15 protein-coding genes are annotated in these 16,361 nt (G+C 35.2%); 8 read left to right on the plus strand and 7 right to left on the minus strand.

Features of this window, described 5'->3' with window-relative positions; all coding sequences use genetic code 11:
* The first annotated feature begins 33 nt into the window (after positions 1-33).
* Together ACFPVY_RS05910 and ACFPVY_RS05915 are read left to right on the plus strand one after the other, a co-directional pair.
* Entirely contained in the window at positions 34-1,326 is a 1,293-nt protein-coding gene (locus tag ACFPVY_RS05910; RefSeq protein ID WP_379791045.1) for a glycosyltransferase family 4 protein, read from the plus strand.
* 15 nt (positions 1,327-1,341) lie between these two features.
* Positions 1,342-2,820 (plus strand): lipopolysaccharide biosynthesis protein, encoded by a 1,479-nt coding sequence (locus ACFPVY_RS05915; protein ID WP_379791046.1) that lies wholly within the window; start codon positions 1,342-1,344, stop codon positions 2,818-2,820.
* 195 nt (positions 2,821-3,015) lie between these two features.
* On the opposite strand, the gene uvrA is transcribed toward ACFPVY_RS05915, so the two are convergent.
* Positions 3,016-5,814: an excinuclease ABC subunit UvrA gene (gene uvrA, locus ACFPVY_RS05920; protein WP_379791047.1), complete on the minus strand. Its 2,799-nt coding sequence runs from the start codon at positions 5,812-5,814 to the stop codon at positions 3,016-3,018.
* 316 nt (positions 5,815-6,130) lie between these two features.
* On the opposite strand from uvrA, the gene ACFPVY_RS05925 reads away from it, so the two are divergent.
* Both ACFPVY_RS05925 and ACFPVY_RS05930 read left to right on the plus strand, forming a co-directional pair.
* Complete coding sequence (locus ACFPVY_RS05925; RefSeq protein WP_379791048.1) at positions 6,131-6,715, plus strand: RNA polymerase sigma factor; 585 nt, start codon at positions 6,131-6,133, stop codon at positions 6,713-6,715.
* Between the two features lie 48 nt (positions 6,716-6,763).
* On the plus strand, positions 6,764-6,907 hold the full coding sequence (locus ACFPVY_RS05930; protein ID WP_379791049.1) for a hypothetical protein: 144 nt from the start codon (positions 6,764-6,766) through the stop codon (positions 6,905-6,907).
* A 134-nt stretch (positions 6,908-7,041) separates the two neighbouring features.
* On the opposite strand, the gene ACFPVY_RS05935 is transcribed toward ACFPVY_RS05930, so the two are convergent.
* Positions 7,042-7,692 (minus strand): endonuclease III domain-containing protein, encoded by a 651-nt coding sequence (locus tag ACFPVY_RS05935; protein WP_379791050.1) that lies wholly within the window; start codon positions 7,690-7,692, stop codon positions 7,042-7,044.
* A 75-nt stretch (positions 7,693-7,767) separates the two neighbouring features.
* Here ACFPVY_RS05935 and bcp point away from each other — a divergent pair, with 75 nt between their 5' ends.
* A complete protein-coding gene (bcp, locus tag ACFPVY_RS05940; protein ID WP_379791051.1) occupies positions 7,768-8,217 on the plus strand; it encodes a thioredoxin-dependent thiol peroxidase in 450 nt (149 codons plus the stop codon).
* Between the two features lie 205 nt (positions 8,218-8,422).
* Here bcp and ACFPVY_RS05945 read toward each other — a convergent pair whose 3' ends face one another.
* Positions 8,423-9,895 (minus strand): TonB-dependent receptor, encoded by a 1,473-nt coding sequence (locus ACFPVY_RS05945; RefSeq protein ID WP_379791052.1) that lies wholly within the window; start codon positions 9,893-9,895, stop codon positions 8,423-8,425.
* 85 nt (positions 9,896-9,980) lie between these two features.
* Between ACFPVY_RS05945 and ACFPVY_RS05950 the strand changes: the two genes are divergently transcribed.
* Genes ACFPVY_RS05950 through ACFPVY_RS05960 form a run of 3 tightly spaced genes read left to right on the plus strand, consistent with a single transcriptional unit; the run spans position 9,981 to position 11,785 of the window.
* The gene (locus ACFPVY_RS05950; protein WP_379791053.1) at positions 9,981-10,745 is read left to right on the plus strand and encodes an MBL fold metallo-hydrolase; all 765 of its coding nucleotides are present in this window, start codon (positions 9,981-9,983) and stop codon (positions 10,743-10,745) included.
* A 9-nt stretch (positions 10,746-10,754) separates the two neighbouring features.
* On the plus strand, positions 10,755-11,252 hold the full coding sequence (locus ACFPVY_RS05955; protein ID WP_379791054.1) for a hydrolase: 498 nt from the start codon (positions 10,755-10,757) through the stop codon (positions 11,250-11,252).
* Positions 11,253-11,299: 47 nt separating this feature from the next.
* Positions 11,300-11,785: a hypothetical protein gene (locus tag ACFPVY_RS05960; RefSeq protein ID WP_379791055.1), complete on the plus strand. Its 486-nt coding sequence runs from the start codon at positions 11,300-11,302 to the stop codon at positions 11,783-11,785.
* Positions 11,786-11,898: 113 nt separating this feature from the next.
* Here ACFPVY_RS05960 and ACFPVY_RS05965 read toward each other — a convergent pair whose 3' ends face one another.
* The 4 genes from ACFPVY_RS05965 to ACFPVY_RS05980 form a co-directional block, all read right to left on the minus strand.
* Positions 11,899-12,546 carry an alpha/beta hydrolase gene (locus ACFPVY_RS05965; protein WP_379791056.1) on the minus strand — a complete coding sequence of 216 codons (648 nt, stop codon included), beginning with the start codon at positions 12,544-12,546 and terminating at the stop codon, positions 11,899-11,901.
* A gap of 5 nt (positions 12,547-12,551) precedes the next feature.
* Positions 12,552-12,878, minus strand: a complete 327-nt coding sequence (locus ACFPVY_RS05970; protein ID WP_379791057.1) for a hypothetical protein — start codon at positions 12,876-12,878, stop codon at positions 12,552-12,554.
* A gap of 2 nt (positions 12,879-12,880) precedes the next feature.
* Positions 12,881-14,137, minus strand: coding sequence for a dihydroorotase (locus ACFPVY_RS05975; protein WP_379791058.1), 1,257 nt, complete (start codon positions 14,135-14,137; stop codon positions 12,881-12,883).
* 130 nt (positions 14,138-14,267) lie between these two features.
* Positions 14,268-16,205: a BatA domain-containing protein gene (locus ACFPVY_RS05980; RefSeq protein ID WP_379791059.1), complete on the minus strand. Its 1,938-nt coding sequence runs from the start codon at positions 16,203-16,205 to the stop codon at positions 14,268-14,270.
* Positions 16,206-16,361 lie beyond the last annotated feature (156 nt).

Here is a 16,361-nt window from a genome sequence, read left to right on the forward strand (position 1 = left end):
ACAGAACCGACGGAGATTTACAATCATAGTATTTTGGAGAGTAAAAAAGTTTTAATAATCACATATTATTGGCCACCAGCTGGAGGTCCAGGCGTGCAACGCTGGCTTAAGTTTGTGAAATATTTGCCTGATTTTGGAATTCAACCAGTTGTTTATATTCCAGAGAATCCAACGTATCCAATAATTGATGAAGAATTAGCTTCTGAAGTTTCTGATAAAGCAATTATTTTAAAGAAAAGAATTTTTGAACCGTATGGTTTTGCATCAATTTTCTCCAAAAATAAAACCAAAAAAATAAGCTCTGGAATTATTCCAAATCAACGAAAACAATCTTTTACAGAAAAGCTTTTTCTTTGGATTCGAGGCAATGTTTTTATTCCGGATGCGCGTGTTTTTTGGATAAAGCCCTCGGTTAAATATTTGGAAAAATACATTCAGGAAAATCAAATTGACACAATTATAACTTCGGGTCCGCCACACAGTTTGCATTTGATTGGCTTGGGTTTGAAAGAGAAATTAAGCGTCAAATGGTTTGCCGATTTCCGTGACCCGTGGACAACAATTGGTTATCATAATAAATTAAAATTATCGGCTTCCGCTTCTAAAAAACATAAAGATTTAGAATCAAAAGTTTTAAATACCGCCGATGTAATTTTGGTCACAAGCAACACGACAAAGAAAGAATTTGAAGCTTTGACCACAAAACCAATTGAAGTTATTACGAACGGTTTTGACGTTGAAAAGATAGAAAAACAGACGCTTGACGAGAAATTTTCTTTGGCACACATCGGTTCTTTTTTATCTGAAAGAAATCCAAGAATTCTGTGGAAATGCCTGAAAGAATTGGTTAAAGAAAATCCTAATTTTAAAAAAAATTTCGAGTTAAAATTAATCGGAGCGGTCAGCCAAGAAGTTTTGGATGCCATTTCTGAATTTAAACTAGATAAATACGTCAATAATTTGGGTTACGTTTCGCATAAAACAGCGGTCGAACACCAAAGAAAATCACAGGTTTTACTTTTGATAGAAATTGATTCTGAGGAAACCAAAAGCATAATTCCAGGGAAGTTATTTGAATATATGGTTTCAGAAAGACCAATTATTGGAATTGGTCCGGATGGTTCTGATTTTGCCGAAATCATTAGAAATACAAACACGGGAATCTTTGTAAAATACGATGAAATCGAGAAATTAAAAGCATCTATTTTAACATATTACGAAGAATTTAAAAAAGGAAATTTGAAGGCAAATGCTGTCGGTTTGCAACAATACAGCAGAAAAAGCTTGACTGAAAAACTCTCGAAAGTTCTGAAATCTGAAATCTAAAATCTGCAATCTTAAATGGGAATCGTATTAAATCAGTCGGCCAAAAACATTGCCGTGACCTATTTTGGTTTCGGGATTGGCGCTATTAATGCGATGTTTTTATACACCAGTTTCTTAGGAAAAACGCACCTCGGAATCGTAACTTTTTTACTTTCCGCAGCGAATATTATGATGCCATTGATGGCTTTTGGAGTACAAAGTACGCTGATTCGATTTTATAACAGATACAAAGACGAAGCCGAACGCGAACGTTTTTTGAGTTTTATGCTTCTGATGCCGTTATTGCTGATAATTCCGATTTGCATCATTACTTTTTTTGGTTATGACATTATTGCTTCTATAATTATTGGCGACAATCCGACTGTTGAACCGTTTCTTTGGCTCATCCCGATTATCGGGATTTTCATGGGCTATTTCGAAGTTTTTTATGCCTGGGTAAAAGTGCATATGAAGTCTGTTTTCGGGAATTTTATCAGTGAAGTCTTGGTTCGTGCCATGATTTCAATGATGCTTTTTGCCGTACATTTTGATTGGATTACCAAAGAATTTTTTATTTACAGCCTGACTGCGATTTATGGTTTGCAAACGCTGGCGATGCTACTTTATGCAATAAAAGTGCATCGGCCAATCTTCCAATTTAAAATTCCGGAAAAAATTCGTGAAATTTTAGGCTATTCTTTTTTTATAATTTTATCAGGAAGCGTCGCCGTTTTGCTATTGGATTTTGACAAAGTAATGATTCCGGCGTACTTAAAAATTGGTGAAAATGCGGTGTATTCCGTGGCTATTTTTATTGCAACGGTAATTGCAGTTCCAAGCCGTGCCATGCTTCAAATTATCTATCCGATTACGGCAAAATTGATGAGCGAAGACAAAATGGAAGAACTGAATGATTTGTATAAAAAAAGCGCCATCAATCTTCAAGTTTTTGGAGGTTTGGTCATGCTCGGAATTTTTCTCAACCTAAAACAGCTCTATTTAATCATTCCAGGAAATTATTCTGGAGGAATTTTAACCGTTTTCATGATTGGACTAGGGAAGTTTTACGACGCTATTTTAGGAAACAACAACGCGATTATTTTAAACACAAAATATTACCGAATGGTGTTGCTTTTCGGATTGATTTTGGTGCTGATGATGGTAGTTTTAGTAATGATTTTTGTCCCGATGTATGGAATAACCGGTGCGGCTTTGGCGACTTTGATTTCGATGTTTATTTACAATACGATCAAGCTTTTATTTGTAGTAAAAAAGATGAATTTATTTCCGTTTACGATAAATACGCTGAAATCTTTTGGAGTTTTGATTGGCGTTTTCTGCCTGTTTTATTTCTGGGATTTTCCTTTTAATCCTTTTATAAGTATAATTTTAAAATCAATTTTGATAACTATAGTTTACGTTTATCTGAACTACATTTTTAAAATTTCTTCGGATATTAATTTCGTCTTGAAAAATCTAACTTCAAAGATTTTCGGTTACATCAAAAAACAATAAATCCCGCAAACCTCACAGTCACGGGATTTATAACAAACCTAACCAACCAATTTAATAATCAACCAAATTATTAAACTTTCAAATATTTTTATTATGTATGACAATAACCAATTCTTATATTAGATATTATTTCAAGTTTCGTGCCAAATTTTTAAATGTCACATCCTGAAGCTTATAAAATATTGTTAAACAAGTCTATAGCTTCTCTTTCAGATATTTTCCCGTAACAGAAGCTTTGTTTTTTACAATATCTTCCGGTGTTCCAGAAGCAATTAATTGTCCTCCATTTTCGCCACCTTCTGGACCAATATCGATAATATAATCGGCACATTTTATCAAATCTAAGTTGTGCTCAATCACGATAATCGAATGTCCTTTGTCTAAAAGTGCATCAAACGACGCCAATAATTTCTTGATATCGTGAAAATGCAATCCAGTTGTTGGCTCATCGAAAACAAATAATGCCTTGTCTTTCGTAGCTCCTTTGACCAAAAACGATGCCAATTTGATACGCTGTGCTTCGCCACCAGAAAGCGTTGAAGACGACTGTCCCAATTGAACATAACCCAAACCAACGTCTTGCAAAGGCTGTAATTTCTGCGTAATTTTCGTCTGATTATTATTTTTGAAAAAGTCAACAGCATCGTCGATAGTCATCGTTAAAATATCATCGATATTTTTTCCTTCGTAAGCTACTTCTAAAATTTCTTTTTTGAAACGTTTTCCGTTGCAAGTGTCGCAAAGCAATTGAACGTCGGCCATAAAAACCATTTCCACATTGATAGAACCTTCGCCTTTGCAGGTTTCGCAACGACCTCCGTCCACATTGAAGGAGAAATGTTTTGGCTGATAATTTCTGATTTGAGATAATTTCTGTTTTGCAAATAAATCACGAATATCGTCGTAAGCCTTGATATAAGTCACCGGATTTGAACGCGAACTTCTTCCAATCGGATTTTGGTCCACATATTCAATATGCTTAATTGCCTGATAACTTCCGGTCATTTCGGTAAATTGTCCGGCTTTTTCTCCAACGCCTTCCAAAACTTTTTGCATTGCTGGAAAAAGAATTTTTTTGACCAACGTACTTTTTCCGCTACCTGAAACTCCCGTAATCACGGTCAAAACTTCCAAAGGAAAGCGAACGTCAATATTCTGAAGATTGTTTTCGCGAGCGCCTTTGATATCGATGAAATTTTTATGTTTTCTACGGATTCTAGGCGTTTTGATTTCTTCTTCTCCATTCAAATATTTCGCTGTCAAAGAATCTGCTTTCAAGATTTCATCATATGTTCCTTGCGCGACTAATTCTCCACCAAAAGTTCCAGCTTCGGGACCAATATCAATAATCATATCGGCCGATTTCATAATATCTTCGTCGTGTTCAACAACAATTACGGTATTTCCTAAATCTCTTAGCGAAAGCAAAACTTTAATCAATCTTTCGGTATCTTTTGGATGCAAACCGATACTTGGTTCGTCCAAAATATACATCGAACCCACCAAACTGCTTCCCAACGATGTCGCCAAGTTGATTCGCTGTGATTCTCCACCAGAAAGTGTAGCTGAATTTCGGTTCAAAGTCAGATAATCCAAACCGACTTCGGTCAAGAAAGCCAAACGGTTGTTGATTTCCAAAAGCAATCTTTTTGCCACTTTAGTATCATATTTAGAAAGTTCTAAATTTTTAAAAAAAGTAACCAAATGTTTGATTGGCAAATCGACCAAATCAGAAATCGTTTTATTATTGATTTTGATGTAATTCGCTTCATCACGAAGACGTTTTCCGCGACAATCAGGGCATTTTGTTTTGCCACGATAACGCGAAAGCATCACGCGATTTTGGATTTTATAGTTTTTGACTTCCAGTTCTCTGAAGAAGTCATTCAATCCGACAAAGTCTTTATTTCCTTTCCAAACCAACGCTTTTTGTTCATCGGTCAATTGAAAATAAGGCTTGTGAATTGGGAAATCAAATTTGTGCCCTTTCTTGACCAATTCATCTCGGTAAAAGCTCATGCTTTCGCCTCGCCACGGATAAATTGCGTTTTCAAAAATCGATAAAGCGGTATTTGGAATCACCAATTCTTCATCAATTCCAATAATATTTCCATAGCCTTGACACGTCGGGCAAGCGCCATACGGATTGTTAAAACTGAATAAGTGAACGTTTGGTTCAAAGAATTGAATTCCGTCCAATTCAAAATTACTGCTGTATGTTTTTCTGTTTTCTGTGCCTAATTCTTGCAAATAACAAATTCCTTTTCCTTCGTAAAACGCAGTCTGAACGGCATCTGCCAAACGATTGTAGAATTCTTCTTCTCCAGAAACTTCGGGATTTAAAACAATTCTGTCGATAATCAAAAGAATGTCTTTATTGTCTAAAGAATGATTTTCGATTTCATCCAAACGGACCATCTCATTATTGACCAAAATCCTTGCAAAACCTTGTTGCAAAAGCGTTTTCAGTTTGTCTTCCAAAGCACGTCCTTCCTCCAAATGAATAGGAGCGAGGAGCAACCATTTGCTGTCAGGTTCAAAGTTTTTGACGTCGTTCATCACGTCAGAAACAGTATCTTTTTTTACTTCTTGGCCAGAAATCGGAGAAAAAGTTTTTCCGATTCTTGCAAAAAGCAACTTTAAATAATCATAAATTTCGGTAGAAGTTCCCACGGTTGAACGCGCATTCGTGGTGTTTACTTTTTGCTCAATGGCGATTGCAGGCGCGATTCCTTTGATGTAATCCACTTTTGGCTTGTCCAATCTTCCAAGAAATTGCCTTGCATACGAAGACAAACTTTCCACATATCTTCTTTGACCTTCGGCATATAAAGTGTCAAACGCCAAACTCGATTTTCCAGAACCCGAAAGTCCTGTAATCACGACTAATTTATTGCGCGGAATCACGACGTCCAAATTCTTAAGATTGTGAATTTGAGCACCTTTTATAATAATATTAGACTTTGGTTCGATTTTTGTAATATCAGTAATCATAGCAGTTTTTGAATACCACAAAGGTAATTAAATAATAGGGAAGTGTCATCGGACTAATTTCTAAATTATCTTTTTCAATCTCTGTTAACGTACTGATAAATCTAAACAAACAATGCGATTTCAATTGGAAATTGTTTGTTAAAATTACTTTTATTGTACGATTTATGTTAAAATTCAAAAATTTATTTTGAAGTATAAAAATAAATTAGCTATATTTGGCTCAACATTAATCTTAATTTAACATTTGCCTATTACAAAAACATTACTTTTTTAGAATTACGATTTCAATTACAACCAAAAACTAAAAGGTAATATTATGGCTAATGTTCAACTCCCAGACGCTTTATTGGTAAAGAGTTATGTCGCAGGTGACGAAAATGCCCTGGCTTCTCTAATCGATAGGCACCAATCAAAAATTTACGGATTTATCTATTCTAAAGTATCTGACAGAGATATTACAGATGATATTTTTCAAGATACTTTCATTAAAGTTATTAAAACTTTAAAATCAGGTTCTTACAATGAAGAAGGTAAATTTCTTCCTTGGGTGATGCGAATTGCGCATAACTTAATTGTGGACCATTTCAGAAAAAACAAAAAAATGCCGATGTTTAGAGAGACAGAAGAATTTTCTATTTTCTCTATAATGTCTGACAATTGTCCAAATATTGAGAGCACAATGATTACGAATCAAGTGGAAAGTGACTTGAAAAAGCTAATCGAAGAGCTTCCAGATGACCAAAAAGAAGTGTTGGTAATGCGAATTTATCAAGACCTTAGTTTTAAGGAAATCTCTGAATTGACGGGCGTTTCCATCAATACAGCTTTGGGAAGAATGCGTTATGCGTTGATGAATTTGAGAAAAGTTATTGACAAGCATCAAATTATCTTGACAAATTAACAATATTCAGAAATTTGTTGCGTTAAAGTAGAAACAAACATAATCAATATGGCAAAAATCTACTCTAAAAAAACATTAGCAACAAAACAAATGCAACCAAAAAAAGAGACAATATCGTTTTTATTGAATTACTCTAAAGCCTTGAGCTTTATCAAAGTAAACGGGTTGAAATTTGAATCAATCGCTAATTAATTAATATCCCGATAATTTTTATCGGGATATTTTTTTGTTCACCGCAGATTACTTCGTCAGTTCGACTTTAAGTCTCGGGTCACAGATTTATTTTTCTGAGCGTTTAACATTTAAAAAAATCTGTGAATCTGCGGTTATTTTTTTACAAGCTCCGCTAGAATTTTTTTATTGCCAATAGTTCTGGTAATGATATCTTTCTCTAAATTCCAGCCTCTCGCCGGAGAATATTCTCTTCCGTACCAAATCATTTGCAAATGCAATTCGTTCCAAGTTTCTTCCGGAAAAATTTTCTTTGCATCGCGTTCGGTTTCCACCACATTTTTTCCGCTTGACAATCCCCAGCGATACATTAATCGGTGAATATGAGTGTCCACGGGAAATGCTGGAACGCCAAAAGCTTGTGACATTACAACACTTGCCGTTTTATGACCAACGGCTGGAAATGATTCCAAAGCCTCAAAACTTTGCGGGACTTCGCCATTATATTTGTCAATCAGAATATGCGAAAGACCGTAAATTCCCTTAGATTTCATTGGAGACAAACCACACGGACGAATAATATCTTGAATTTCTTCGACCGACATTTTTATCATATCATACGGATTATCCGCTTTTGCGAAAAGCAACGGCGTAATTTGGTTCACGCGAACGTCTGTACATTGTGCGGAAAGCAAAACTGCAATTAGCAAAGTGTAAGGGTCTTTGTGGTCTAACGGAATGGGAATCGTGGGATATAATTCTTTTAACGTAGTTATAACGAAAGAAGCGCGTTCTTTTTTGGTCATTTTTAGCTAATTTTATAGCTGTAAATTTACGATTTCAATCGCAAGAATCAATTACAAATCTAAAATCATAAATAAATGATGCTAAAAATAGGAGATAAGGCGCCTGATTTTTCGGGTTTTGACCAAGACGGAAAATTCCGCCAATTAGAAGATTACAAAGGAAAAAAATTAGTAGTTTTCTTTTACCCAAAGGCAAATACGCCAGGTTGTACAGCGGAAGCTTGTGACTTGAGAGATAACTTTGAGCGTTTCAAAGCAAATAATTACGAGCTTCTTGGCGTAAGCGCTGATTCGCAGAAAGCACAATTGAAATTTAAAGACAAATTCAGTTTTCCGTTCCCGCTTTTGGCTGATGAAGAAAAAGAAGTAATTCAGGCATTCGGGGTCTGGGGACCAAAGAAATTCATGGGAAGAACCTACGATGGAATCCACAGAACTACTTTTGTAATCAATGAAGAAGGAATTATCGAAGATGTAATTTCTGATGTAAAAACGAAAGCGCACGCTAACCAAATATTGAAATAGTATTCAGTATTCAGTTTGCAGATTTCAGTTTAATTATTTAGCTGGCAAAAAAAAAAAATAAAAATAAAAAAGCGGTACTTAATTTGAATACCGCTTTTTTAAAATTTTATATAATTGTTGTTTAAAAGCTGAGTAGTGAAAACTGCAAACTGCTTACTTCGAACTGATTACCGCAATCTAAATCCTGCAAACTGAACACTGCAAACTAATTAGTGCTTTCTTCCATCAATTTTTTTGGGTCATACCCAAAAAGATTATCTCTCTTGATTAATTCAGCAATACCTTTTGGAAGCATTTCTTCCCAACCTGGTTTTCCTTTGCTAATCATTTTTAAAACTTCTCTTGAGAAAATTTCCAAATCGTTTTCGTCAAAATCGGTAATATCAACCACTTTTCCGTTGAATTTGAAGAATTTGTACAATTCTTTCATTCTTGGATGTACTTTTAGATTTTCTGAATTGACCACGATTCCGTTTTCATCTTTCATTGGATATAAGAAAACTTTCAAATCTCGGTAGAATAATTTACCGAAAGCTTCTAAAATTCCTCCGCTCAAATGACGGTAATATTTCTCATCAAAAACATCCACTAAATTGTTAACACCCATTGCTAATCCCATTCTGGCTTTGGTATAATTTGAAAAATATTCAACCACTTTATAATATTCCTGGAAGTTCGAAATCATAACATATTGACCTAAAGAACAAAGCAATTCGGCTCTGTCCATAAAATCTCGTTCGTCAATTTCACCATCCGAACGAAGATTCGAAAGCGTGATTTCAAAAACAACCAACGTATTTTCCTTCTGTACTTTATTTTCCTCAAGAAACATCTCGAGCGACTTTTTGTACATATCCATATTGACTTTTGTAACCGGACGGAAACTTCCGCGCAAAGCCAAAATATTTTTCTTGTAAAGCACCGCCGCAGGCAAAACATTATTTCCGTCTGGGTCAAACATTACCGCGTCAGTCATTCCGTTTTTAACCAATTGCAAACTCATCAAACGATTGTCAACATCAGCAAAACGGGGTCCTGAGAAGTTAATTGTATCGATTTCCAATTGGTCTTTGTCCAAATGGTCATACAAATAACGAAGTAATTTTTTTGGGTCGTTGTATTTATAAAAAGCACCATAAATCAAGTTAACGCCCAGAATACCAAGGGTTTCTTGTTGTAATCTGGCGTCAGTTTCTTTAAAGCGAATGTGAAGTACAATTTCGTTATAATCTTCGTCAGGTTCGATTTGGTACTTAATTCCAACCCAACCGTGACCTTTAAATTGTTTTGCAAAATCAATTGTCGCCACCGTATTTGCGTAGCTAAAAAACATTTTGCTTGGGTGTTTATCACGATTTAAACGTTGTTCCACCAAACGAACTTCGTGAGAAAGCATTTTTTTCAAACGCGCTTCCGTCACATATCTTCCGTCAGTTTCAGAACCATAAATGGCGTCGCTAAAATCTTTATCATACGCAGACATCGCCTTTGCAATCGTTCCTGAAGAACCGCCAGTTCTAAAAAAGTGTCTTACCGTTTCTTGTCCGGCACCGATTTCAGCAAATGTTCCGTAAATATTTTCGTTCAAGTTGATACGCAAAGCCTTGTCCTTAACTGAAGGAATTTGCTCAATAACTCTATCTCCTTTTAATGTAATTTCGTTGTCGTCGTTTCTCATAATTGTGATAATACATTGCAAAGTTAACAAAATAGGGCTTTTATTAAAGGGAATTAATGCTATTTTTGTAAAAAATTAACGGCACTTGAAAGTCTATTTTTTAGGTACAGGAACATCTCAAGGCATTCCGGTCATCGGAAGCGACCATCCCGTATGTCATAGTAACGATTTTAAGGACAAAAGATTGCGTGTTTCAGTATGGATTTCTTGGGAAAATTACTCTTTTGTAATTGATTGTGGCCCAGATTTCAGACAGCAAATGCTTACTTCTGGATGCCAAAAAGTCGACGGAATTTTATTCACTCACGAACATTCTGACCACACCGCAGGAATTGATGATATTCGGCCTTTCAACTTCAAGCAAGGAAATATGCCAATTTATCTGCACGAACGCGTTTTAGAATCATTGCAACAGCGATTTGCTTACGTTTTTGAAACCGTGAATAAATATCCTGGAGCGCCTTCGGTTGAACCAATTTTGGTTGAAAACAATAAGAATTTTAAACTGGGAGATAAGACTGCAATTCCCATAAATGTGATGCACGGCGATTTGCAGGTTTTTGGGTATCGAATTGATGATTTTGCCTATTTAACCGATGTGAAAACCGTTGAAGATGTTGAAATTGAGAAGCTTCAGAATTTAGACGTTTTGGTTGTAAATGCTTTGCGAGAGGAAGAACATCATTCGCATTTTAGTTTGCAGGAAGCTTTAGATTTTATCAATTTAATCAAACCAAAGAAAGCTTATCTGATACACATCAGCCACACGATGGGCTTTCACGAAGAAGTTCAGCAACGACTTCCGGAGAATGTATTTTTGGCTTATGATAATTTAGAAATAACGATTTAACTTACAATAATGAAAAAAACGATAGTTTACTTATTTATATTTTCGGTGCTTTTGAACATATTTACGTATATGTATTTTACGAAAAAAGCGAAGTCAGAAGAAGATAGAATTGCAACTTTCCAAAAGGAATCAAAGGCAAAAAAAGATTCGATTGCGTCGCTAAACAATCAAATTATGGATGCCAATTATTTTTCTTTGGAATATAATGATAATGCTATTGAATATTTTGAAGATTATGACGTAACCAAATTGGCTTCAGAAATCAAAGACGAAATCAGTTCCTTGAACGAAAATCCTACTGGAAATCCGCTGACAAAATATGAATTAATCAACGGAAGCAAGCCGATTATCAACAAAATTAAGATTTTAAATCACCGATGGATTATTGCAGATTTCAACGTTGGCGGTGCTTGGGGAGAAGTTTTGATTAAGTACTACAAGAATGAAGGAAAGCCAACCGAGTTTGAGACAATGGATACTTTTATTTATCCAAAAACGCTGAAATAGTAGATTTTTTTATAATTTTATAGACCAAACAATTTACTATTCCCCTTATGAAAAAGATGCTTTTCCTTTTAATGATTCCTGTTTCCTTAGTTTCGTGTAGAGATTTGGGCGGTTCGTCCGATAACGCTGGAATCGAGAAAGATAGCTTGGCAAAAGTTGTGGGAATTGACAAAGATGAAAACGGATGCGTGACTTCTGCAGGTTATAAATGGTCTATTCTTAAGAAAGCGTGCATTCGTCCGTTTGAAGACGGAATTCGTTTAAATCCTGCTACGGAAATTAAAGCGGGAGACCCAGTTATCAGTGCATTTGCCGTATTGGAAGAAGATGGGAACAAAGCCGAATTATTTCTTCCAAATTATAAATCTTCCGTAATTATGGAACGCAAATCAGAAGGAAAACCATATATCAAAGATGAATGGCAATTGCTTACTGACAAAGGATTTACACTTAAAAAAGGCGATTCCATTATGTATGCCGGCGCAATGATTAACGAAGAAGTTATCACCGGAAGCGACAACCCAGAAGATTAGAAAAACTACCGCAGATTCGCAGATTTTTTTATAAATAATAAACCGTAGACTCTAAAATTAATCCTAGAATTTACGGTTTTTATATTTTTTAATCTGCGAATCTGCGGTGATTTTTAATTTTGCTCCAACCAATTTTTCAAGTCGTGAAAATTTTGAGGTGAAACACCGTGACCAATTGGATATTCTTTATATTCCACTTCAATTCCTAGACTTTTCAATGCTTCCGGAGCTTTTCTTGCCCAATCCACAGGAATAACTTGGTCTTGAGTTCCGTGAGAAACAAACATTTTTAGGTTTTTGAAATTTTTAGTTTCATAACCAGAAGCTAAAATTCCTTCGTTCAAATAACCGCTTAAAGCCACAACTCGCTTGATTTTTTCGGGGTAACTTAAAGCCACAGCGTAACTCAAAATCGTTCCTTGGCTGAAACCAATCAGAGTCACATTTTCTGAATCAATTGGCAATTCAGAAACCAATTCGTTGATGAATCTCGCAATCAAATCTCGTGATTCAATCGCTTGGTCGTCATCAGAAAATTTGTTTTGGTCCGCGTCAAAAGTGATGGCGTACCACGCATGTCCGTAAGGTTGCAAGTCGTATGGCGCGCGAGCGGAAACCACATAATAGTCGTCTGGAAGTTCAGTAGCGAACGAAAATAAATCTTCCTCGTTGCTTCCATAACCGTGAAGCAGAAGCAACAACGGATTTTTTTCTTTCTTTATTTTTGGTTCTCTGATGAGATATTCAATGTTTGATTTCATTTATTTTAAGTAAGATTTTTAAAGAATTTTTGGAAAAAACTTCCTAACAGCGGAATCAAATTCATCTGTCCCTGAAGCGCGCTCACAAAGCTGTACGCCCAAAGAATAAAGATGAAAATGTACAAAGAAGATGAAATCATCCAATCATCAAAAAGACCAACCGGATAACCCAATGCGAAAAACAATAGGAAAATTCCAAGGGTCTGGCGAATGTGAAATGACGCAAAAGTATTCTTTTTGTCGTTGTTTAAAATAATCGCGATAATCGTCCCAATGATTGTAATATGGCTGATTAGCGCAATATTTTTTCCTTCTTCAACCGTATTTTGCATAATTATTTATTTAAAACCAATTTATTATTATTCAAAATTCCATACGCTTTTCCCTTCATTTCTTGTCCAAGAAAAGCCGAGTTTTTAGATTTTGACAAGATATTTTCTTTCGTAAATGTCCAATTTCCTTCTGGATTAAAAAGCGTCAAATTAGCCATATTTCCTTCTTTGATTTCTGAATTTTCAATTGCAAAAACTTCTTTTACGGAAGTCAATTTTTCAATTACAATTTCTAAAGGAAGAACCGTCAGCAACGCTCCAAAAGCACTTTCCAGACCAATCGTTCCGTTTTTTGCCATATCAAACTCCATCTTTTTGTGCTCAATATCCATCGGATTATGGTCTGAAGTAATCATATCAATCGTGCCCTTTTTTACAGCTTCCACCAATGCTTTTCTGTCTGATTCGCTTCGCAAAGGTGGCGTAACTTTAAATCGGGTATCAAATCCGTCCAATTTTTCATCGGTCAAAACCAAATTGTGAACCGCTACTGAACACGTTACGTTCAAACCTTTTGCTTTTGCTTCTTGGATTAATTGCGCTGATTTTGCTGTGGAAATCGTCGGAATGTGCAATTTTCCTCCAGTATATTCCAAGATAAATAAGTTTCTTGAAATCTGTAATTCTTCTGCCAAAGCCGGAATCCCTTTCAACCCTAACCTTGTGCTGACAATTCCTTCGTTAGCAACTCCGGTTCCTTTGATGTTGGAATCTTGCGAATAAGCGATTACCAAACCGTCAAAATCTTGAACATATTGCAGGGCAATTTTCAAAAGATTTGCGTTCGAAAGACTTTTGTTGTAATCTCCAAAAGCAACGGCTCCCGAATTTTTCATATCAAAAAGTTCGGCCAAATCATTTCCTTCGCTTGACTTTGTCAAAGCGCCGATTGGAAATAAATCGGTTGCAAAACCAACTGATTTGCCTTTCACGAAGCTGATATTTTGTTGGTTGTCCACAATCGGAAAGCTGTTGGGTTGCATTGCAATTGCAGTAAAACCGCTTTTTCCAGCCGTAGTTAAGCCGTTTGAAATCGTTTCTCTATCTTCAAAACCAGGCTCGCCCAAACTTACGCTCGAATCAAACCAGCCTTGGGAAACGTGCAGGTTTTCCAGTTCCAAAGTTTCAAAATTATCTGGATTTGAAAGCTGGCTTCCAATTTTTGTGATAACGCCATTTTCAATTTGAATGTCGGCCGTTTGATTGTGATTCGGACTTTTCGGATCAATAATTTTTGCTTGTCGAATAATCAGGTTCATATTTTATGCGTGTTGTGTTGTTGTATTTTTTTTTTTGCCACAGGTTAAATGATTTCCACGGATTTTTTCTTTTCTGTACAAATCATTTTAATCCTTTTAAATCTGTGGCAACTTTTTTTGATATTTATTTTTACTTCAAAAATTTCTGAATCAATATTTCTATAACTAAAAATAAAAGCGTTAAAAACACAAACCATTTCCAGATTTCGTTGTCGGTTCTGTCGGTTTGTAACGTGTCAAAGACGTTGTCAATGCTGTCAATTACATTAAAATCAGAAAGCAAAGCTTCGTTTGATGATGACAAATCGCTTTCAGTTCTGTTGTAATTAAAACTAATTTTTTTCAGCAGCTCGTCTTTTTTATAGATTCCGAAATTTCCAGCTTCCTGCGGAAAATCGTTAAATGTCAATTTCACTTTGTTGTTCAAAATCTGTTGCATCGGAATAAATTTCTCAGCATCTTCTGAAAGACTTTTGATTTCTAAAATTTCGTCTTTTGACAATAAAACATCCATTAAAAACGGACTATTTTCGCCAATTGTCAGGGCGTTGATTCCGGTTTTCTGACTGCTTTGTGCCATATTATAAAACGTTGGAACGATCAATGGCGAATTCTGGAAATTAGAATTTTCCTTATTTATCGGAGCGGAAAAAACATACACCGAACTCACCGGATTTTGAATCGCTGTCAAGAACGAACTTTGGTCTTCAAATCCCAAAATTGAAGGAAAAGCGCTGGAAATGGCGAACGAATTTTTAAAATTTGGATATTGAAAATTGTCTATTTTTTTCTCAAAAACCGTACTGTATAGCGGATGACTAAAAGCGATTTTTGAAACTAATTTTTCTTTGTTTTCTAAAGCTTTAAATTGAATTCCGCCAAAATTCTGCATCAAACTATTTAAGTTGGAAACCGAACTTTCCTGCGAAGGAATTACGATCAAATTGCCTCCTTTTTCTACAAAAGATTTTAATGTTGTTTGCAATGCTTGCGGAATTTCTTGAATTTCGTTTAAAACAATCGCATCGTGTTTTTCAAGTTGATTGTAATCCAAAGATTTAATGTCAAAATTGCTGTAAATGAATTCTTTATCAGCATAAATTTTTCGTAAAAATGTGCTTTTTTCAACTTGACCAATGCTAATTACATTGGTTTTGATCGGTTTTGAAATGCTGAAATACAATTGATTATCATATTGCAAAGCATTGTCTTCGATCGACGCATAACCGTTAAAATCTTCCTTTGGAATTGTAAAATTGATTGATTTTTCTTTACCCTCAAATTTTACTATTGTTTTGGCAACCAGTTTTTTATCGTTGTACAAAGCTATCGGAAGATCATCTTCATTTTGGCCATACGAAGATAATTTCACGCCAATTTCATAAAAATTATCCAAAGTTTGGTTAATATAAACGCTATCGATGGAAACGTTATTTTTCTGTTCTGCTTTCGGAATTATAAAATAGGTATTGAAAGTGCTGTCGATGCTTTTCAGCTGTTTTGCTTCCAAACCAACAGCGTCTGTAATCACGACAATATCTTTATTATAAGGAGATTTTCTCGATTTAATTTTTGCCATTAAATTATCAAACTGAAATGAAGAAGCGCTATATTTCAAGTTTTGCAACTCTTTTTGAATGGATTTTATGTCGGTGTTCCAAAATGTTTCTGAATTTGTAATCAATGAAAAAGTCTGGTTTTCTGGAGCATTTTCTAGCAATTCTTGAACCGCTCTTTTCATCAATTCGCCTTGTTTTCCTTTGGCTTGCATCGAAAATGAATTGTCTAAAACGATAAACATTTCGTTTGTGATTCCTTTTGAATCTTTTGCTTGGAAAAAGGGTTGGGCAAAAGCAATGATTAAACACGCCAACAAAAATAAACGCGTCAGTAAAAGTAACCATTTCTTCAATTTTGAACTCTTACGAGTCTGAATGGCAAGCTCTTTTAAAAAATGTACGTTGGTGAAATATTCTTTTTTGAAACGACGCAATTGAAACAAATGAACCAGAATTGGAATGACCAATAAAAAAAGAAAGTATAGAATTTCCGGGTGTTTGAACTGCATTCAATGAAAGTTTGTCAAAAATACGAATTTGTTGGGAGTTGTGGTGCGTTTTTTTTGAACAATTATTTTAATTATCAAATTACGCATAATTAGTGTTTTTTGATATGTAAGCTTTGCGTCTTGGCGCCTTTGCGAGAATAGTTACACGCGAAGGCG

Source organism: Flavobacterium qiangtangense (assembly GCF_042658345.1).
GTDB classification, from domain to species: Bacteria; Bacteroidota; Bacteroidia; order Flavobacteriales; family Flavobacteriaceae; genus Flavobacterium; species Flavobacterium qiangtangense.